The organism is Bradyrhizobium sp. AZCC 2176 (genome assembly GCF_036924645.1).
Classification (GTDB): domain Bacteria; phylum Pseudomonadota; class Alphaproteobacteria; order Rhizobiales; family Xanthobacteraceae; genus Bradyrhizobium.
Genome location: NZ_JAZHRX010000001.1, coordinates 2465916 through 2483924, shown reverse-complemented (window position 1 = coordinate 2483924; position 18009 = coordinate 2465916). Strand labels below are relative to the sequence as shown.

Sequence of the window (18009 nt, the reverse complement as noted above, 5' to 3'; positions counted from 1 at the left end):
GATCGGCACCCCTTTCCTATGAAAATTGGAGGGAAGCCTGCACTTCCCGAAGTCAGGTCTCAGGCGGCTTTAGCCTTGATGGTAGGAATGTGGCTGACATCTTCGGTCCGTTCCGCATGCCACGTATCGTAGGCGCCCTGCATCCTCGTCCAGATTCCCGCGCCGTCGCCGAAAAGCTTGCCGAGGCGCACTGCGATGGCGGGAGACACCGGCTTTCGCTCCCCCAGGATGTCGTAAAGGTGCTGGCGCGAAATTCCGAGTAGGCCGGCGATCTCGGCCTTGGTCCGGCCGGTAGCCGGAATAATGTCGTCGCGAAGTAGCGCACCGGGATGGGTGGGGCAACGGTTCTTGCTGCGCTTGACTGCATAGACCATGTTTGTTCCTTCAGTGATATTCCCCGAAATCGACTCGGCAGGCGTCGCCATCTTCGAATTCGAACGTGATGCACCACGGTCCATTAACGTGGACCGAATAGCGTTTCGGGTTAAAGCCGTGCAAACCGTGAAAGTCGAAGCCGGGGATATTCATTCCTCCGCGCGGAGGGCGACGTCGAGACGGTCCAGTCTTGCGAAAATGCGCTTCTGCATTTTCGCATCAATCTTCGAACTCCTGCCCTTGCTCCACAACTCCGAAAGGGCCTTGCTCTTGAAGGTTCTTATCACCGCCCCACTGTAAGCAAATAGCTTACTTGCGTCAAGCAAGGCCATCGAAAGCCTGCCGCGAATACGACCTAAAGCGGCAGTTCCGGTTCGCGCCGCGCATTGCGCCGGGCGCTCGTGGCCGCAGCCGTCGTCGTCGAGCGGACAAAGCTCCAGCGGACCGAGGAGGCGTGCCGGGAATCCTGCCGGATCACGATCTGGGCGGTACGGCGGGGGCCGTCATTGCCGGCCAGAAACACGCTGTCCTCGAGGTCGACCTTGTCGTCGAGCGCCTCGAAGGTCCAGACGTCGCGGTTGGGCAATACCAGCATAACGCCGCGCGCATCGCTGAGGCGGCTTGCCTTCACCGCGGGATGCAGATGAAAGCGCAGGGCAAAATCGGTCTCGGCGCCTTTGATGCGCGCCCCCGGCGCCGGCGACACGGTATCCTCGCCGTCGAGGCGCGCGCCGTCGGGGGAGATCATCAGCACCCGGCGATGCATGACGCCAAATTTTGCAAGATATCCGTCATGCGAGGTGGTCAGGAGATCGCCGTCCGCCACAACCTCACGGTAGCTTTCCACGTTCGCTGGGCCGCTGACGACGGGCGCGCCCTGCAGCAGGCGTTTCACGGCCGACAGTTCGACGAACTGACACGAGGAAGTGTCGTGATAGGTCAGGGTCGAATGCGCCACGGTGCTGCGCGCAAAAGTGCGCCAATTGTCGCGGCCGGTCGAGGGCATGCCGCAATTGACGACGATCCGGCTCGGCCCGGACGACAATTCGAACGAGAGGCAGCCGGCATGCGCTTCCTGGCTGACATTCGGCGGCGGTGGCGGGCCGGTATCCATGATGACGGTGGTCGTGCCGGCATCGAGGCGCTGGAAGCCGGTATGCGGCATGTTCGCCATCGGCACGCCGTGGGTGTCGTCATAGGCGAGCAGGGTCGCCACCAGGTCCGAGGGTGCGTTGCTCATGCCGTTGAACAGCGCAAAGCTGCCGTCGCCGTGACGGAAGAAGCGCAGCATCGGCATCATGCGGTCGATCGCATTCAAGAGCGCCGGCGGCGGCGCAATGTTGCGGGCCGCAAATGTCTGCCGCAGCGGCAGCAGGTCGCTGAGCAGTTCGACCAGCGCGCCGGGATTGCGCGAGATGTGCCCGCCGTCGGGCATGATCTGCCGCTGCAATTCGTCGGAAAGCCGTCGCGTGGCGGAACGGATGTGACGCGCCTGGTTGGCCAGGCACAGCGAGGCATAACAAAGCGCGATCAGGACCTGCAGCCGCGGCACGCCGTCGGCGATGTCGAGCATCGCGTAGCGCAGATAGCGGATCTCGCGGGTCAGCCCGCGCAGATATTTGCGATAGAACTTTCCGTCGGTATCGCCGAGCACCAGCGGGGCCTGCGACAACAGCGAGATCACGCGGCGCGCCAGCACGTCGGGGCGGCGTTCGAGCGGCCGCTTGCGCGCCGGATTCGAGATCCAGTCGTCGACCAGCGAGCGGGCATTGGCGCGGGTCAGCGCGGTGTCGGCGGCGCGAAGATGCCGCAGCCAGCCGAAGCCGAGCAGGGCGACTTCCCAATCTTCCGATGGCGGTTCGAGATCGAAGATCGAACGGCCGTGGCAGGTCACGATCTTGCCGGCGAACACGAAGCGGCCGGCATAGATCTCGGCGGCGCGGGTGGCGTCGGCGGTACGCAGGTCATGCGGCGCGATGATCAGCCGGTCGGCGCGGCCCGGCCATAGCCGCGACACCGCCACCGTCGCGCCGGTCGCGCGCGCGATCACGGTCCGCGCCGAGCGGCTCATGATAAGCGTCGAGATGCGTCTGCGTTGAGCGACCGACACGCCGTGCCTTGCTTAGGGAGGGAGGGGTATTCTGGCGAATCCTTTTAATCCGGAAACGCCGGGATGACACCATCTTGAAAACCGGCGAATCACCCCCGAGGGCGAGGAAATTCCAGTTTAAAATCAGAATTTAACCAGACGCGCCGCGTAAAATCCATCCAACCCGCTAAGCCGGGGGTCGGTATGGGGCAAATGGCAGGGCAGGGTCCGTAAATCGCCGTTTGCGGTCACGATTTCGCTGAGGCCGGCGACTTCGCCCACCTCGATCGGGGCACGGCGCACGTCCGATTCGGTGGCCAGCAGAGCCGCAATCGCCTGCTCGCCTTCCTCCGGCTCCAGCGAACAGGTGCAATAGACCAGCGTTCCGCCGGGCTTGAGCAGGGCGACCGCCCGTTGCAGCAATCGTTTCTGCAACGCCGACAGCGCCGCGATGTCGGCTTCCTGACGCAGCCAGGCCACGTCCGGGTGACGGCGAATGGTGCCGGTGGAGGTGCAGGGCGCGTCCACCAGCACGCCGTCAAAGCTCCCATTGCCGCGACCGGGCCACTCGGCGGCATCGGTCACGACGTCGTCGGCCTGCAGCGAAAGCCGCGCCAGATTGTCGCGCAGCCGCGCCATGCGCGCCGGCGAGCGATCGACGGCGGTGACGCGTGCGCCGGCTTGCGCCAGTTGCGCAGTCTTGCCGCCCGGAGCTGCGCAGAGGTCCGCGATGGCCTTGCCGCTGACGTCGCCGAACAAGCGCGCGGGCAGCGCGGCGGCGGCGTCCTGCACCCACCACTGCCCCTCGGTGAAGCCGGGCAGCATGGTCACCGAGCCCTGCAGCAAGGTGCGCACGGTGCCGGTCGGCAACGTTTCACCGTGCAGGCGGCTCGCCCATTGTGTTGCGTCTGATTTCACGGTGATGTCGAGCGACGGTTCGTGGCCGATGGCGAGCGCCATCTGCCGCGCCGTGGTCTCGCCATAGGCGCCGATCCAGCGCGCCAGCAGCCACGGTGGAATATCCAGGTTCTGCGCTTTGACTTCGTCGATCAGCGGCTGCCCCTCGCGGGCGCAGCGGCGCAGCACCGCGTTGACGAGGCCGGCATATTTCGCCGCGCGGCGGTCCGATTGCACCAGCCGCACCGAGAGATCGACGGCTGCATGATCGGGAACATCCATCCAGAGAATCTGCGCGGCGCCGATCAGAAGTGCGCTCTGCGCACGCGGCGCGTCGGTCGGGATGCCGCGATCGAGCAGGCGCGACAACAAATGCCCGAGCGTGCCGAGCCGCCGCAAAATCGTCGCCACCAGGCGCCGCATCAGGGCGCGGTCGCGATCGGCCAGCGTCTTCAGTCCGGGATGGGCGCCCGCGCCGTCGAGCTGATCGTCGAGGGTGCGATGCTTGTGCAGTACGCCGTCGAGGATATCGGCCGCGATTCGCCGCGCGGCGAGGCCCGGCACTTCTGAAGGTACTGCGAATCTGGAAGGGGGCATGAAGCAGCAATGTCTCGGAAAGCGGAAAGGTTCTGGCTCATGCCGTTGGAATGCAAGCCCGTTTGGCATGCGAATATGCCAAATGTAAGAATCGCCACAGACAATTTCGCGAATGTGATGTCATCTGTGCGCCCATCCCTGTGCTATGGGAGAGTTGCGATGATCGACAATTTTTCATCTCCCGCGCCCGTCGCGGAACGCAAGAAGCTGACGCCCGCCGCCGAGCGCGCGCTCGCCGAAGCCGAAGCACGCCGCCAGGCCGCCGCGGCCAGCGCCACGCCGCAGCCGAAGGAATTCCAGGGTCCGAAGGGTCCGGAACCGACCCGCTACGGAGATTGGGAGCGGAAGGGGATCGCGTCGGATTTTTGAGGCCCGCGGGATAGCAATGGGCCCTTGCCGGATACCCCGACTCAGCTCTTAGTCGGGAATATGTCCCCATATGAGAGAATAAGTGCATATCGGCCCTCACGCCGGGGTCGTTGGCGCCGCTGGTTTTCGGCGGCCCTGCCGTGGGTGTTCGTGATTTGCGTAGCGGCGGGGACAATGCTGCCGGTGCGGGACTGGGTACGCCGATCGTTGCCGAGCTCAGCCGACAGCCAGGCGGCGCGCGATGCCGAGATGGTCTGGAAGCGGGCCGGAAGTGCGGACATGCATCACGCCGTCGACGTCATCCGCACGCTTGATGGAGACACGTTTGAGGCGCGGGTTCACCTGGAGCCGGGTCTCGATCTCAACACACGGGTGCGTCTGCGCGGCATCGACGCGCCTGAATTAAAAGCGTCCTGCCCGCAGGAATTGCAGATGGCCGAGGCCGCTACGAGCGCGTTGCGGACATTGCTCGGCGAAGGCGACGTCCGGATCTTCAATATCGGGCCAGACAAATATGCCGGCCGCGTCGTCGCCGACGCAGCGACCAGGCGCACCGGAAATGTTTCGACGGCGATGCTCGCCGCGGGTCATGCCCGCAGCTACGGCGGCGGCCATCGCAACGGCTGGTGTGCGAATTCAGGACAAACATCACTCAAATGAAAAAGCCGCGAAGGGCGCGGCTCTTGTATCAATCCAATCTGTAGATCAGCGCGTGACAGTCACGGTCGTCCCGACCGGCACGCGTTGGTAGAGATCGGAGATGTCGTCATTGAGCATCCGGATGCAACCGTAGGATACGAAGCCGCCGACCGAGCCCGGCACGTTGGTGCCGTGAATAGCATACTCGCCGCCGGCCAGCGTCATCGCCGCGACGCCCATCGGGTTGCGCGGCGAGCCGCCGGGAATGACGTCGGGCATACCAGGCTTGTCGCGCTTCACTTCGCTCGGCGGCGACCAGGCCGGATTGAGATACTTGCCGTCGATCCGGGTGGTGCCTGCCCACTGCTTGCCGGCCTTGCCGACGCCGACCGGATAGCGCATGGCGCGGCCGGATTCGAGAATGAGATAGAGACGCCGCTCATGGGTCCTCACCACGATGGTGCCCGGCGCGTAATCGCCGCTGATACCGACCACTTCCGGGCGCGCTTGCGCTGCCGACGACATCATAATGCTCACACCGATGGTGGCAGCCAACGCCACCGCAATTCTCTTCGACATTCCCAGCTCCCACTTTGCCCGTCCCTCTCGGGGGTCCTCAATGTCCTTTCAAGCCTTGACGGCCCGCTGTCTCCTCCACTCGTTTTCAATTTAGTCGCGCGAATTGACTGGCTGGTTTCGACGCCGGCCTTCGAAACTGTTTCGCCGGGCGGAACAGAGAAAATGTTCGAAATAAAGTAAATGACCTGAAAACAACACATGGCAGCGAAATGCCCGCCGAAGCGGGCTCGCCACTGACAAGCGCGTGAGTGCAACGGGATTTGTGGCAAGTTCGGCATTTGCCTCGTCCCGGGATCCCGGGACGAGAGACTTGCTCTAGCGATCGTCCTACGCCGGCGCGCCCTTCTTGTTCTGCCGGTTCTGCACGAGATCGTCGACCACGGCGGGGTCGGCCAGCGTCGAGGTGTCGCCAAGGCTGGAGGGCTCGTCCTCGGCGATCTTGCGCAGTATGCGGCGCATGATCTTGCCGGAGCGGGTCTTTGGCAGGCCCGGCGCGAACTGGATCTGGTCGGGGGAAGCGATCGGCCCGATGTCCTTGCGCACCCAGGCGACCAACTCTTTCCGCAACTCCTCGGTCGGTTCGGTGCCGGCCATCAGGGTCACATAGGCATAGATGCCCTGGCCCTTGATGTCGTGGGGATAGCCGACCACGGCGGCTTCCGACACTTTTGCATGTGCGACGAGCGAACTCTCGACCTCGGCAGTGCCCATGCGATGACCTGACACGTTGATGACGTCGTCGACGCGGCCGGTGATCCAATAGTAGCCGTCGGCGTCGCGGCGGCAGCCGTCGCCGGTGAAATACTTGCCCTTGTAGGTGGAGAAATAAGTCTGCTCGAAACGGGCGTGGTCGCCATAGACCGTGCGCATCATCCCCGGCCAGGACTTGATGAGGCAGAGATTGCCTGTGGCTTCGCCCTCCAGCACCTTGCCGTCGGCATCGACGATCTCAGGTACCACGCCGAAGAACGGCCGCGTCGCCGAACCCGGCTTGAGTTTTGTGGCGCCCGGCAGCGGTGTAATCAGGATGCCGCCAGTCTCAGTCTGCCACCATGTATCGACGATCGGGCAACGGCCGTCGCCGACCACGCGGTAATACCATTCCCAGGCCTCCGGATTGATCGGCTCGCCGACGGTGCCAAGCAGCCGCAGGCTCTTGCGCGAGGTCTTCTGCACCGGTCCGTCGCCGCTCTGCATCAGCGCGCGGATCGCGGTCGGCGCGGTGTAGAAGGTGTTGACGTTGTGCTTGTCGATGACGTTCCAGAACCTGGAATTGTCGGGGTAGTTCGGCACACCTTCGAACATCAGCGTGGTCGCGCCGTTCGCCAGCGGCCCATAGATAATGTAGCTGTGGCCGGTGACCCAGCCGACGTCGGCAGTGCACCAGAAGATGTCGCCGTCGTGATAGTCGAACACGTATTGATGCGTCATCGCCGCGTAGACGAGATAGCCGCCGGTCGTGTGCAGCACGCCCTTGGGCTGGCCGGTGGAGCCTGACGTATAGAGGATGAACAGCGGATCTTCCGCGTGCATATGCTCGCACGGGCATTCCGTGGTCACGACCTTTGCGGCCTCGTGATACCAGAGGTCGCGCGACAGTTTCATGTCGACGGCAGCCCCGGTGCGTTTGACCACGATGACCCAGTCGACGTCGCCGGCCTTCTCGAGCGCCGCATCGACATTGGCCTTCAGCGGCACCTTCTTGCCGCCGCGCAGTCCCTCGTCGGCGGTAATGATGACCTTGGACTGGCAATCGGTGATGCGCTGGGCGAGGCTGTCAGGCGAGAAGCCGGCGAACACCACGGAATGAATGGCGCCGATCCGCGCGCAGGCCAGCATCGCGTAGGCCGCCTCCGGGATCATCGGCAGATAGATCGTGACGCGGTCGCCCTTCTTGACGTTCCGGGTGCGCAGGATGTTGGCCATCTTGCAGACTTCGTCGTGCAACTGGCGGTAGGTGATGTGCTTGGACTGCGTGGGGTCGTCGCCCTCCCAGATGATCGCGGTCTGGTCACCGCGCTTGTCGAGATGGCGGTCGATGCAGTTCCAGGCCGCGTTCAGGACGCCGTCCTCGAACCATTTGATCGAGATGTTGCCGGGGGCGAAGGAAACGTTCTCGACCTTGTGGAAGGGCTTGATCCAGTCGATGCGCTTGGCCTGTTCGGCCCAGAAGCCATTGGGATCATTGACCGAGCGGGAATACATTTCGCGGTACTTGGCGTCGTCGATAAAGGCGCGCTTGGCCCAATCGGCGGATACGTCGTAAATCTTGTCGGACATCTTTACCTCCCACTCATTGCGGCCATGTATTTGGGCGTCCGCAAGTCGTCCTGATTGTTGCATTGATTATGCGTCGCGGGGCGATGCCCGGACAAGGCGGAACGTGTGCGACCTTCGTCAATCAGCCAGTTCCAGGCCCTGCGACGGATCAAAGTCGCGGCATTTTTCGCGAGATGGCTCAGGGCGAAATCAACGTTATCGCCGGAATGGCACCCATGATCGGTATCTAATAACCGCTAATGACGGAATCGGGACTCGCAAAGCGGTTCATTACCCCCTAAATGGCCTCCCCGGGGCCGGACGGCCCTCCGGAACCAAGCCACAACAACGGGCATTGCCGGCAGACAGGTGGAGCAAGGCGATAACGGTCATGATGGATCAGCAGAGTTTCGAGGCTACGCGGCCCGTTTCCGCCGATCCTGCCGTCGCATTGGCCGAGGCGCTCGGGCAACTGCCAAAGGAACCGATCAAGGCGCCGCTAAAGCCGTCCGCGGCAAAGCCCCACATCGTCGCAAAAACCTCCGTCGAAGAACTGGCACAGGAACTCGGGCTCAAGCTCGGCGACCAGACAGGGCTGACCATCCGCCGCATCAAGCGCGGAAAAGTTTATTCATTCGTTCGCGCCAACGGCACGCAGATCCGTCACGCCGGCACCATCCGCCGTCTGCATTCGATGGCAGTGCCGCCGGCCTATCGCGATGTGCGCTATTCAGTCGATCCGAACTCGCATCTGCAGGCCGTCGGCATCGATGCGGCCGGGCGGCTGCAGTACCGCTACCATGTCGATTGGGAAAAGGTCCGCGAGCAGCGCAAGGCGCATCGCCTGGCGCGGCTGGTGGCGGCCTTGCCAAAAATCCGCCGCAACGTATCGGCGCATCTGTCCGGCGACGAGCCGACGCGGGAGTTCGCGCTGTCGGCGGTGATCGAGCTGATCGCGCGCACCGCGATCCGGCCCGGCAACGAATCCTACGCCCGCCTCAACGGCACCCGCGGCGCGACCACGCTGTTGAAGTCCAACGTCACGCTGGAAGACGACAGCTTCGTCCTGACCTTCAAGGCCAAGGGCGGCAAGGCCGTGCGCAAGGAATGCGACGCCGCCAAGCTGGTGCGCGCGATTGGCATCCTGCGCACCGTGCCGGGCAAGCGCATGTTCCAGTATCGCGACAATTCCGGCACCGTTCGCACGGTCTCGACCACGACCGTGAATGCGTTCCTGCGCGAGATCGCCGGCATCAAGATTTCGCTGAAGGATTTCCGCACCCTGATGGCGTCGGCCGTGGTGCTGGAATCGCTGTCGCGGATTACGCCCGCAGCAAGCGAGCGCGGCCGCAAGAAGCAAGTGTTGGACGCCGTGCGCGCCGCAGCCGACGAATTGTCGAACACGCCCGCGATCTGCCGCAAGAGCTATGTCCACGACACCATCGTCACGGCTTTCGAGGACGGCATTCTCGAGCGCTTTGCGGCGACAATGAAGGGCTATCGCACGCAAGCCAAGCGCGAGGCGCTGCTCGCGCAGGTGGTCACCGCGGCGGCGGCGTAACACCGTCGTCATGCGCGGGCTTGACCCGCGCATCCATCCAAAAGGATTCTCCTGAGACGATGGATTGCCGGGTCAAGCCCGGCAATGACGAGCGCCTTACAGCCCACCCATCTTGCAGACCATCTTCCACTCCTCCGCCGTCACCGGCTGAACCGACAGCCGCGAATACTTCACCAGCGCCATGTCCGCGAGCTTCTTGTCGGCCTTGATCGCGGCCATCGTCACCGGCGTCTTCAACGGCTTGTCGGCCTTGATATCGACGCAGACAAATTTGCCGGTCTTGTCGGAGGGATCGGGATAGGCTTCCTTGATCACTTCGGCGATGCCGACGATCTCCTTGCCCTCGTTGGAATGATAGAAGAAGGCCTTGTCGCCCTTCTTCATGTTCACGAGATTTTGGCGCGCGGTGAAATTGCGCACGCCGGTCCAGGCTTCACCCTTTGCTCCCTTAGCGACCTGCTGGTCCCACGACCAGGTTGAGGGTTCGGATTTCACCAGCCAGTACGCCATCGTCATTCCTCCGCCTTGAACGGCCGCGTCAGCAGGCCTTCGATCGCCGCGTCGATCGTGACCTTGCCGCTCAGGATCGCCGCGACTGCATTTGATACCGGCATATCGACATTTTGCGAAGCGGCCAGTTCGATCAGGACCGGCGCGGTGAACTCGCCTTCCGCGAGCTTGTCGCGGTTCGGCTGCTCGCCGCGGCCGAGCGCGATACCAAGCGCAAAGTTGCGCGATTGCAGGCTGGAGCAGCTCAGGACCAGATCGCCGAGCCCGGAGAGGCCGACCAGAGTCTCGCTGCGCGCGCCGCAGGCCCGCCCAAGCCTCGCCAGTTCGGTGAAGCCGCGTGTGGTGAGCGCGGCCAATGCAGATGCGCCGAGCCTTCGTCCCTCGACGATGCCGGCTGCGATCGCCAGCACGTTTTTTGCCGCGCCACCGATCTCGACACCGCGGATATCAGTGGTGTGATAGGGTCGGAATGTCGACGAGCCCAGCGCCTGTACCAGCGCGCTCGCCAGCTTCTTATCTTTCGCTGCCAGCGTGACGGCGGTCGGAAGCCCGCGGGCCACGTCATCGGCAAAACTCGGCCCCGACAGGATCGCAGGCGTCGCATCAGGTGCAGTTTCCGCGATCACTTCCGTCATGAATTTGTGCGTGCCGCGCTCGATGCCCTTGGCAGCCGCGATGACGGGCGTCGGTTTTTTCAGGTGGGGCGCCAGCGCCAACATCGTTTCGCGCAGATGCTGTGCGGGGGTAGCCATCAGGATGATGTCGGCAGCAGCGGCGGCGATCATGTCGCCGGTGATCTCGATGCGGCTGTCGACCGGCACGCCGGGCAATCGCGGATTGATGCGCGTTGATTTCATTTGCACGGCAGTTTCGGCGTTGCGTGCGTAAAGCGTCACATCGCGGCCGGCGCGTGTGGCGGCGCCCGCGAGCGCCGTCCCCCACGAGCCGGCGCCGATCACCGCAACCGAGTTAAAGGACGCCATGTCAGAATCCCGCGCGCGTTTTGGCGTAGCCGGCCGGCGCTGTCGCGTTGGCGTCGAGCAGCCAGCGTGCGCGGGGCGGCACATCCATCGTATCGGTCAATCCTAGCGCCATCCGTTCCGCGCCGGCCCAGGCGATCATGGCGCCATTATCCGTGCAGAGCGCGGGCGGCGGAATGATCAGCGTGGTCTGCGCTTTTGCGGCAACGTCCTGCAATGCGCCGCGGATGGCGTGATTGGCGGCGACGCCACCCGCGGCGACCAGTGCGCGTGGCGGTCCGAATTGTTCATGAAACAGCCGCAAGCCCACGCTCAGCCGGTCCGCCGTCGATTCCAGCACCGCGGCCTGAAAACCGGCGCAGAGATCGCTGACGTCCTGCGGTTCCAGCGGCGTCATGCGGCTGGCTTCGTTGCGAACCGCCGTCTTCAAGCCCGACAGCGAGAAATTCGCATCTGGCCGCCCGAGCATCGGCCGTGGAAAGGCGAACCGTTTGGCGTCGCCGCTTGCCGCTGCTCGTTCGACCTCCGGTCCGCCGGGGTAGGGCAGGGACAGCATTTTTGCGACCTTGTCGAAGGCTTCGCCCATCGCGTCGTCGACGGTGGTGCCGAGCCGTACATATTTGCCGACGCCGACCACGGCCACGATCTGGGTGTGCCCGCCGGACGCCAGGAACAGGCAATAGGGAAAAGCGAGCGCGCAAGTCAGCCGCGGCGTCAACGCGTGGGCTTCGAGATGATTGACCGCAATCAGCGGTGTATCGTGCACCATCGCGATTGCCTTGGCGGTGGTGAGACCGACGATAACGCCGCCGATCAGGCCGGGGCCGGCGGCAGCCGCCACCGCCGACAATTGCGCAAAGCCGGTGTTGGCGTCCTTCATCGCTTGCCCGACGATGCCATCGAGCAGGTCAACATGAGCCCGGGCTGCGATCTCCGGCACCACGCCGCCGAAACGGGCGTGCTCTGTGGTCTGCGAGCGGACGATATTGGACAGAATCTTGCCGCTGCCGTCGCTCTGGCGTTCCACCACGGCGGCTGCGGTTTCATCGCAGGTGGTTTCGATACCGAGCACCAACATCGGCGTGTCGCTGTCCAATTTGAACCCTTATTTGAACCCTTGCGCTATCGCCAAAAACAACGCTTCCGTAACCCGGTAGCATTACGAGGTGACAGCGTGCAATCGCTTGAGTGTGCCGAAATCGTTTTGGCGGAGATCTGAAATATGGCCGTTCTCGTCACGCGCCCGCATCCGGATGATGAGACGACGGCCAAGGCGCTTCGTGCGCGGGGGTTCGACGTCCTGCGCGCGCCGATGCTGCGGTTCGAGCCGGTGCCGTTCCAGAACGATGCGGACGCGACTTATGGCGCCGTCATCGTCACCAGCGCCAACGCACTGCGCGCCATCGCGTCCCATCTTGCCGACAGCCGGCTCCTCAAACTGCCGCTGTTCGCGGTCGGAGAAAATACCGCGGTCGCGGCGCGCGACGCCGGGTTTGGCGAGGTGATCACGTCAAAGGGCGACGCCGGCGCACTGCGCGATCTGGTGCTGGCGCGTGCGAAGTCGAAGCAATTGAAGAAAGCCAGTCCGCTATTGTACCTCGCAGGCGCCGATCTCGCGCGCGATCTCGCCGGCGAACTCGGCGAAAAGGGCTTTACGGTTGTGACGCGCACCACCTACCGGATGGTGCCCGCGCCCAGCCTGCCAAGGGACGTATGTGACGCCTTTGTGGCGCATCAGGTCGAGGCAGTGCTGCATTATTCACGGCGCAGCGCGCGGGCATTTCTGGAGGCGGCGCGGGCCGGGGGCGTCGAAATATCAGCATTGGCGCTGCCGCAATGCTGCATTTCGGCGGCCGTCGCCGCGGTCTTGCGGGATGCCGGCGCGACCCAGGTCACGGCGGCAGCTTCGCCGGACGAAAATGCCCTGTTCGAGGCACTGGGCAGGGCGCTGCAAGCGCGGTTGCGCTCTAATCTTTAAGTCTGAGCATGGTCTTATCGGAAAACCGGTGCCGCCACTGCCGGATCATGCTCTAAGACGTTCCGATTCTGCTAAGTTTCGGCACCTAGCCATTCAAGGGAACCGCTGTGATGGTCGATGACAGGCCCGAAGACACTGCACCGCTGCCCGATTCGGGCCGGCCGAAGCGTGAGCCGCCGACCATCGATCTCGAGGCGACCGAAGTGTCGAGCGAGACGAAGAGTTCTGGCGAGGCGATGCCCGAGCCCGTGGCCGAGCCCGCGCCCGAGGCCACCAAAGTTTCAGCAGACGAGACTCCAGTTGAGGAACCTCCGGTTGCGGAGCCACCCTCCCGGCCTGTCTCGCCCTGGATCGTCGCGCCGGTCTCCGGTGCGGTCGCCGCCGCGCTGGTGATTGGCGTCGGCTGGATGCTGGGCTGGCCCGCGATTCAGCCCGCCTCCCCGCCGCCCGCCCCGCAGCTCGGTGCCGCCATCGACAGTCTCACCGCCCGTGTCGCCGGACTAGAGCCAAAGGTCGGCAAGCCGGTGCCCGATCCCGCGGCTGCCGCGCGCACCGAGGCCCTGGAAAAAACAGTTGCGGCGTTGCGCGCTGAACTCGCGGCAACGCGGGCGCAGGGCGAGAAGCTGGCGTCCGCCATCAACGATGTGAAATCGGTCCCGCGTGGCGACGGCACGGCGTCGCCGGATCTTTCCGGGATCGATGAGCGCATCGCGAAGATCGAGAGCCTGATGCGGGCGCAGGGCACCGAGATCGCGCAGCAAGGCAGCAAGCTTGCCGACGCCAAACCTGCCGACGACGTAGCGCTGCGCCGCCTGGTGGCGGGAGCGCTGCTCGATGTTCTGGTCCGGATCGGCGATCCCTATCCGGCGGCGCTCGCCGCGACCAAAGCGCTGGCGCCCAATCCGAATGTCTTGAAGCCGCTCGATCAATTTGCAGAGAAGGGCGTGCCGAACGCCGGCAAGCTGAGCACGGAACTGTTGGCATTGGTGCCAAAGCTGTTGCCGGCCGCGCAACAGAACAATGCCACGACCGGCACGGGCATTGTCGAGCGTCTGCAGGCGGGCGCTGCCAAGCTGGTCAAGATCGAACGCACCGATACCGCCGGCAATGATCGTGGCGCCGTGGTGGCGCGGATCACGGCGGCCGCGCTGCGAAATGATTTCAACGAGGCGCGGCGGGAATTGAAGACGCTTGAGCCGGCCGATCGCGCCGCGGCGCAATCCTGGCTTGAACGGGCCGACGCGCGCGACGCCGCGCTGGCCGCATCCCGTCAATTTGCGGCCGACGCCATGGCGGCGCTCGCCAAACCGGCGCAATAAGGATTTCGCAGTAAGGATTTCAATGATCCGGATCATTCTGTTTCTGTTGTTGATCGCGCTGGGAGCGGCCGGCGCGGCCTGGATTGCCGAGCAGGCCGGCGATGTTGTGCTGTCATGGGGCGGCTATCGCGTTCAGACCACGCTGCCGGTCTTCGTGCTGGCGCTGGGCATCGTCGTCGTTGCGGCGATGATGGTTTGGGCGATCCTGCGCGGCCTGTGGCGCACACCGGCGCGCATGCGGCGCAGCCGGCGCGAACGGCGTCAGGCCCGCGGCCGGCATGCGATCACGCAAGGACTGCTCGCGATCGGCCATGGCGATTCCACGGCGGCCCGAATTCATGCTGAGGCAGCGCGCAAACATGCCGCGCACGATCCGCTGGCGTTGCTGCTGCATGCGCAGTCGGCGCAGCTCGATGGCAATCGCGAAGGCGCGCAGCGCGCCTTCCGCGCCATGGCCGAACGCGAGGACACGCGGCTATTGGGCTTGCGCGGCCTGTTCATCGAGGCGCAGCGCGCCGACGATCCGGTCGCGGCCGTGATGGTCGCCGAGGAAGCGCTGAAATTGTCGCCGTCCTCGTCATGGGCGTCGCATGCGGTGCTCGGCTTCTGCTGCGCCAAGGGCGACTGGGCCGGCGCGCTAAAGATCCTCGACAACAATCAATCGGCCGGACTGATCGACAAGGCGACCTATCGCCGGCAGCGCGGCGTGCTGTTGACGGCGCGCGCGCTGGAACTCGAAAAGGTCGATCGCGACCTGGCGCGCGAGAGCGTGATGGAAGCGGTCAAGCTGGCGCCGACGCTGGTGCCCGCCGCGGTGCTGGCGAGCAAGTTCGAAGGCGAGGCGCATCAGGTGCGGCGTTCCATGCGCCTCGTCGAGACGGCATGGCTGGCGCAGCCGCATCCCGATCTGGCGGATGCCTACGCGCATGTGAAGCTCGGCGATTCCGCACGCCAGCGGCTGGTTCGCGTCGAGACGCTCGCCGCGAAGGTGCCGGGTCACATCGAGGGCGCGCTGGCGATTGCGCGCGCCGCGATCGACGCGTCCGAGTTTACCAAAGCGCGCGAGGCGCTGGCGCCGTTCATTTCAGCGCCGACACAGCGCGTCGCGCTCTTGATGGCGGAGATCGAGCGCACCGAACATGGCGATAGCGGCCGGGCGCGGGCGTGGACCTTGCGCGCCGTGCGCGCACTGCACGATCCGGCCTGGACCGCGGACGGCTATGTCAGTGATCGCTGGCGGCCGGTTTCCCCAGTCACTGGGCGGCTGGATGCCTTCCAGTGGCAGACGCCGGTCGCGGCACTGCCGTCCGACAAGGCTGGCGCGATCGAGGCCTCGCCGTTCGAGGAAGCCATGCTGGCGACGCCGCGCCGCGTCGTCGTGCTCGAGCCGCCAAGGGACGTAACCGAATCGGTTGCCGAGTCCGCCGCCCCTGTCACACCGGCGCTGCCCGCCGAGCAGGACAACGCGCCGCCGCCGGCTGCTGCGGCTGAGGCGGCCTCAACCGCGCCGACCCGCCCCGAGCCGGTCCCCGCGCCGACGCCGGCCCCGCCCAAGCCGGCCGAAGCGGCGCCAAGCCGACCGGCCCCGTTGTTCCGCTCGCGGCAGGATATTCCAAAGGCCATTCCGACCCCGATTCCGGCCGTGATCCCCCTCGTCCGGGCGCCGGACGACCCCGGCATCGACGAGGACGGCCCAGCGGACGAATTCGCGGAACAAATCGGCCCGCCCAAGGCCCAGGCCGGCGGCTGGCGCGGATTTTTGTCACGCTGGGGCGGCAACTAGACGTCTAGATTCTTGTTTTGACGCGTTTCCTTGACGCGAACCGGTGCCCACTTCGCTTGAAAACGCTTTGTAGGGCCCGCGTTTTTCTTGCCAATCGGGGCCGTCCCCGATATCAGGTGCGGGCGTTTTCCGGGTCACGCCCGAACGCCGTGTTTGGTCCGCCGCAATAGCTCAGTTGGTAGAGCACGTCATTCGTAATGACGGGGTCACAGGTTCGAGTCCTGTTTGCGGCACCAGCCTTTCAAAAATGCCTTGAGCAGTCGGCATCCGCGTTCGCGGATTCGTCTGCGTGACCTGTCTCACATCAGGAGTCGCCCCGCCCGGCATAGTCTCCGCCTCGACCTCAAGGGGAGACACAAACATGCGTAAATTCATTCTGATTGCAGGATTTGTTTTGGCATCCGCCGCAGCTCAAGCTGGCGATCGGAGCTTGTCGCTGGTCGGCAGCGAGACGCAGACCGCTCCGGCGCCGGCCAGGGCTGCCGATGCATCGAAAAGCGCAGAAGCTGCGGAAGCACCAAGATATGTCGAGCGGCCCGCCGTCGTCGAGCCCAAGGCCGAGACGAGCAAGGCCGAGACGAGCAAGCCCGAGACGGCCACGCCCCGGGTGGCCAGGGCAGCCAGGATGCATCGGCCCGCTGCCGGGCCTGCGAGCGCCGGACGCGCAAGGCCTGTCGCCCAGAGAACGGCGTACATGTCGAGGAGCGCGAGGCCGCACGGCATACGCTTCCGGATCGCGCGCATCATCGGCGCACTGCACCGGCACGGCATCTATTGGTAACATAGCCAAAGCAGAACGCGCCTCTCGGGTTCAAATCCGAAGGGCGCGTTTTTCATTGAGTAAGGCTGGAGCCGGCGACCGGCTTTGCGGCAACCTTTACTGCGTAACCGTCTGCACCACGCTGCTGATCGGGCGGCTGGCAACCGCCGGCACCTTCTGGTCCTTCACCAGCATCGCGTCATATTCCGGCAAGGTTTCGAGCTGCTCCTTGGCCTTCATCTGCACGACCTTGTAGCCGCCGGCCTTCAGGCGGCGCAGCAGCGTCGGCAAGGCAATCGCGGTGTGCTTCTGCAGATCATGCATCAGGATGACGCCCTTGCCCTGCTTGTCGAGCTTGGTCATGACGTTCTGGATCACTTGATCCGGACCCGACGATTTGAAGTCGTTGGAATCGACATCAACTGAAAACATCGAAATGTTGCGTGAGGCGAGATAGCCGAGGGCGGCCTGCGTGTGCGCAAGGCCCGGGAAGCGGAAGAACGGCGCAGGCGCCGCACCCAGCGCCATCTTCACGGCACTGAAACCCTTCTCGATCTCCTCCCTGACCTGCTGCTCGGTCAGCTTCTTGCCGTCGAGATGGGTGTGCGACCAGGTGTGCGAGCCGATGGTGTGACCGGCAGCGGCGACCTGGCGGAGAATTTCCGGATGATAGGTGGTGTGCTTGCCGACCGGGAAGAACAGCCCCTTGGTGCATTCATCCGAAAGCGCCTTGAGCACCGCGGGGGTGGTCGGCCACGGACCGTCGTCGAACGTCAGCACGACCTCTTTCTCGGTCAGGAAGTCGAACTGCTTGTACTGCAGGAACCCGAAGCCCGGGCCACCGGTGGTGTCGATCACGACCGTGCGGCTGACGCCAAGTGCGTCGGGATTGGCGCAGGCCGATGATCGCAGCGGCTGCGGCGCGGGAGCGGGCGCAGGCGCTGGGGCGGGCTTCGTGAGAGAAGCCGTGATCTCGACGTCGTCCTTCAGCGCGAGCTTGGCTGCGGCGGGTGCCGGTAACGGCTCGGCCTTGCGGGCAGCCACGGTTTGAGGTGGGGCCGCGTCGGCGCGCGGGGAGGAGGTCCAGAACCAAACGCCGGTGATCACAACCGCCGTCACTACACTGGCCAGCATCAGGCCCAACGCATTACGCATCGCTACTCTTTCCAGATACTCGGGATACACACGCAACGGGGTATTAGTGCCAACAAAGTCTTAACGTCTCCCGAACACGCGCCGGTTAGACGAAGAAGATGAGGGTCTTATGCCTGAGTGACGTCAGTCACAGTCGCGTCTGCGGTTCCAGGCGCATGC

At 64.6% G+C, this 18009-nt stretch carries 16 protein-coding genes, 1 tRNA gene and 1 pseudogene; 8 read left to right on the top strand and 10 right to left on the bottom strand.

From position 1 onward, the window contains the following. Nucleotides 1–59 precede the first annotated feature (59 nt). The 4 genes and pseudogenes from V1288_RS11450 to V1288_RS11435 all read right to left on the bottom strand — a co-directional run bounded on the left by V1288_RS11450 (nt 60) and on the right by V1288_RS11435 (nt 3958). Nucleotides 60–374, bottom strand: a complete 315-nt coding sequence (locus V1288_RS11450; protein ID WP_334361278.1) for a HigA family addiction module antitoxin — start codon at nt 372–374, stop codon at nt 60–62. A gap of 10 nt (nt 375–384) precedes the next feature. Further along, nucleotides 385–662: pseudogene (locus tag V1288_RS11445) on the bottom strand (type II toxin-antitoxin system RelE/ParE family toxin). A 68-nt stretch (nt 663–730) separates the two neighbouring features. Next, nucleotides 731–2446, bottom strand: a complete 1716-nt coding sequence (locus V1288_RS11440) for a heparinase II/III family protein (protein ID WP_334357141.1) — start codon at nt 2444–2446, stop codon at nt 731–733. A 162-nt stretch (nt 2447–2608) separates the two neighbouring features. Beyond that, nucleotides 2609–3958 carry an RsmB/NOP family class I SAM-dependent RNA methyltransferase gene (locus V1288_RS11435; RefSeq protein ID WP_334357140.1) on the bottom strand — a complete coding sequence of 450 codons (1350 nt, stop codon included), beginning with the start codon at nt 3956–3958 and terminating at the stop codon, nt 2609–2611. A 159-nt stretch (nt 3959–4117) separates the two neighbouring features. Here V1288_RS11435 and V1288_RS11430 point away from each other — a divergent pair, with 159 nt between their 5' ends. Both V1288_RS11430 and V1288_RS11425 read left to right on the top strand, forming a co-directional pair. Beyond that, complete coding sequence (locus V1288_RS11430) at nt 4118–4327, top strand: DUF1674 domain-containing protein (protein WP_334357139.1); 210 nt, start codon at nt 4118–4120, stop codon at nt 4325–4327. 60 nt (nt 4328–4387) lie between these two features. Then, nucleotides 4388–4987, top strand: a complete 600-nt coding sequence (locus V1288_RS11425; RefSeq protein WP_442894022.1) for a thermonuclease family protein — start codon at nt 4388–4390, stop codon at nt 4985–4987. Between the two features lie 45 nt (nt 4988–5032). Here the strand turns inward: V1288_RS11425 and V1288_RS11420 are convergent, their stop codons facing one another. Next, nucleotides 5033–5545 (bottom strand): L,D-transpeptidase, encoded by a 513-nt coding sequence (locus tag V1288_RS11420; RefSeq protein WP_334357137.1) that lies wholly within the window; start codon nt 5543–5545, stop codon nt 5033–5035. A gap of 327 nt (nt 5546–5872) precedes the next feature. After that, the gene (gene acs, locus V1288_RS11415; RefSeq protein ID WP_334357136.1) at nt 5873–7825 is read right to left on the bottom strand and encodes an acetate--CoA ligase; all 1953 of its coding nucleotides are present in this window, start codon (nt 7823–7825) and stop codon (nt 5873–5875) included. A gap of 370 nt (nt 7826–8195) precedes the next feature. On the opposite strand from acs, the gene V1288_RS11410 reads away from it, so the two are divergent. Beyond that, nucleotides 8196–9365, top strand: a complete 1170-nt coding sequence (locus tag V1288_RS11410) for a DNA topoisomerase IB (RefSeq protein WP_334357135.1) — start codon at nt 8196–8198, stop codon at nt 9363–9365. A 96-nt stretch (nt 9366–9461) separates the two neighbouring features. On the opposite strand, the gene V1288_RS11405 is transcribed toward V1288_RS11410, so the two are convergent. The 3 genes from V1288_RS11405 to tsaD are packed head-to-tail and all read right to left on the bottom strand — an operon-like array spanning nt 9462 to nt 11933. Further along, nucleotides 9462–9875 (bottom strand): EVE domain-containing protein, encoded by a 414-nt coding sequence (locus tag V1288_RS11405; RefSeq protein WP_334357134.1) that lies wholly within the window; start codon nt 9873–9875, stop codon nt 9462–9464. 2 nt (nt 9876–9877) lie between these two features. Beyond that, complete coding sequence (locus tag V1288_RS11400; RefSeq protein ID WP_334357133.1) at nt 9878–10858, bottom strand: NAD(P)H-dependent glycerol-3-phosphate dehydrogenase; 981 nt, start codon at nt 10856–10858, stop codon at nt 9878–9880. Between the two features lies 1 nt (nt 10859). Then, nucleotides 10860–11933 (bottom strand): tRNA (adenosine(37)-N6)-threonylcarbamoyltransferase complex transferase subunit TsaD, encoded by a 1074-nt coding sequence (gene tsaD / locus V1288_RS11395; RefSeq protein ID WP_334357132.1) that lies wholly within the window; start codon nt 11931–11933, stop codon nt 10860–10862. 144 nt (nt 11934–12077) lie between these two features. Here tsaD and V1288_RS11390 point away from each other — a divergent pair, with 144 nt between their 5' ends. The 5 genes from V1288_RS11390 (at nt 12078) to V1288_RS11370 (ending at nt 16716) form a co-directional block, all read left to right on the top strand. Continuing rightward, nucleotides 12078–12833 (top strand): uroporphyrinogen-III synthase, encoded by a 756-nt coding sequence (locus tag V1288_RS11390; RefSeq protein WP_334357131.1) that lies wholly within the window; start codon nt 12078–12080, stop codon nt 12831–12833. Nucleotides 12834–12943: 110 nt separating this feature from the next. Beyond that, nucleotides 12944–14152, top strand: coding sequence for a COG4223 family protein (locus tag V1288_RS11385; RefSeq protein WP_334357130.1), 1209 nt, complete (start codon nt 12944–12946; stop codon nt 14150–14152). Between the two features lie 22 nt (nt 14153–14174). Further along, a complete protein-coding gene (locus tag V1288_RS11380; protein ID WP_334357129.1) occupies nt 14175–15935 on the top strand; it encodes a heme biosynthesis protein HemY in 1761 nt (586 codons plus the stop codon). 160 nt (nt 15936–16095) lie between these two features. After that, nucleotides 16096–16171 (top strand) — tRNA-Thr (locus V1288_RS11375). Nucleotides 16172–16296: 125 nt separating this feature from the next. Then, nucleotides 16297–16716 (top strand): hypothetical protein, encoded by a 420-nt coding sequence (locus tag V1288_RS11370; protein ID WP_334357128.1) that lies wholly within the window; start codon nt 16297–16299, stop codon nt 16714–16716. 96 nt (nt 16717–16812) lie between these two features. Here V1288_RS11370 and V1288_RS11365 read toward each other — a convergent pair whose 3' ends face one another. Next, nucleotides 16813–17850, bottom strand: coding sequence for a polysaccharide deacetylase family protein (locus tag V1288_RS11365; protein ID WP_334357127.1), 1038 nt, complete (start codon nt 17848–17850; stop codon nt 16813–16815). Nucleotides 17851–18009: the final 159 nt, after the last annotated feature.

Coding starts and splice junctions, on each gene's coding strand:
- V1288_RS11450 (WP_334361278.1), bottom strand. CDS start 374: ATGGTCTATGCAGTCAAGCGCAGCAAGAACCGTTGCCCCACCCATCCC.
- V1288_RS11440 (WP_334357141.1), bottom strand. CDS start 2,446: ATGAGCCGCTCGGCGCGGACCGTGATCGCGCGCGCGACCGGCGCGACG.
- V1288_RS11435 (WP_334357140.1), bottom strand. CDS start 3,958: ATGCCCCCTTCCAGATTCGCAGTACCTTCAGAAGTGCCGGGCCTCGCC.
- V1288_RS11430 (WP_334357139.1), top strand. CDS start 4,118: ATGATCGACAATTTTTCATCTCCCGCGCCCGTCGCGGAACGCAAGAAG.
- V1288_RS11425 (WP_442894022.1), top strand. CDS start 4,388: ATGTCCCCATATGAGAGAATAAGTGCATATCGGCCCTCACGCCGGGGT.
- V1288_RS11420 (WP_334357137.1), bottom strand. CDS start 5,545: ATGTCGAAGAGAATTGCGGTGGCGTTGGCTGCCACCATCGGTGTGAGC.
- acs (WP_334357136.1), bottom strand. CDS start 7,825: ATGTCCGACAAGATTTACGACGTATCCGCCGATTGGGCCAAGCGCGCC.
- V1288_RS11410 (WP_334357135.1), top strand. CDS start 8,196: ATGATGGATCAGCAGAGTTTCGAGGCTACGCGGCCCGTTTCCGCCGAT.
- V1288_RS11405 (WP_334357134.1), bottom strand. CDS start 9,875: ATGGCGTACTGGCTGGTGAAATCCGAACCCTCAACCTGGTCGTGGGAC.
- V1288_RS11400 (WP_334357133.1), bottom strand. CDS start 10,858: ATGGCGTCCTTTAACTCGGTTGCGGTGATCGGCGCCGGCTCGTGGGGG.
- tsaD (WP_334357132.1), bottom strand. CDS start 11,933: ATGTTGGTGCTCGGTATCGAAACCACCTGCGATGAAACCGCAGCCGCC.
- V1288_RS11390 (WP_334357131.1), top strand. CDS start 12,078: ATGGCCGTTCTCGTCACGCGCCCGCATCCGGATGATGAGACGACGGCC.
- V1288_RS11385 (WP_334357130.1), top strand. CDS start 12,944: ATGGTCGATGACAGGCCCGAAGACACTGCACCGCTGCCCGATTCGGGC.
- V1288_RS11380 (WP_334357129.1), top strand. CDS start 14,175: ATGATCCGGATCATTCTGTTTCTGTTGTTGATCGCGCTGGGAGCGGCC.
- V1288_RS11370 (WP_334357128.1), top strand. CDS start 16,297: ATGCGTAAATTCATTCTGATTGCAGGATTTGTTTTGGCATCCGCCGCA.
- V1288_RS11365 (WP_334357127.1), bottom strand. CDS start 17,850: ATGCGTAATGCGTTGGGCCTGATGCTGGCCAGTGTAGTGACGGCGGTT.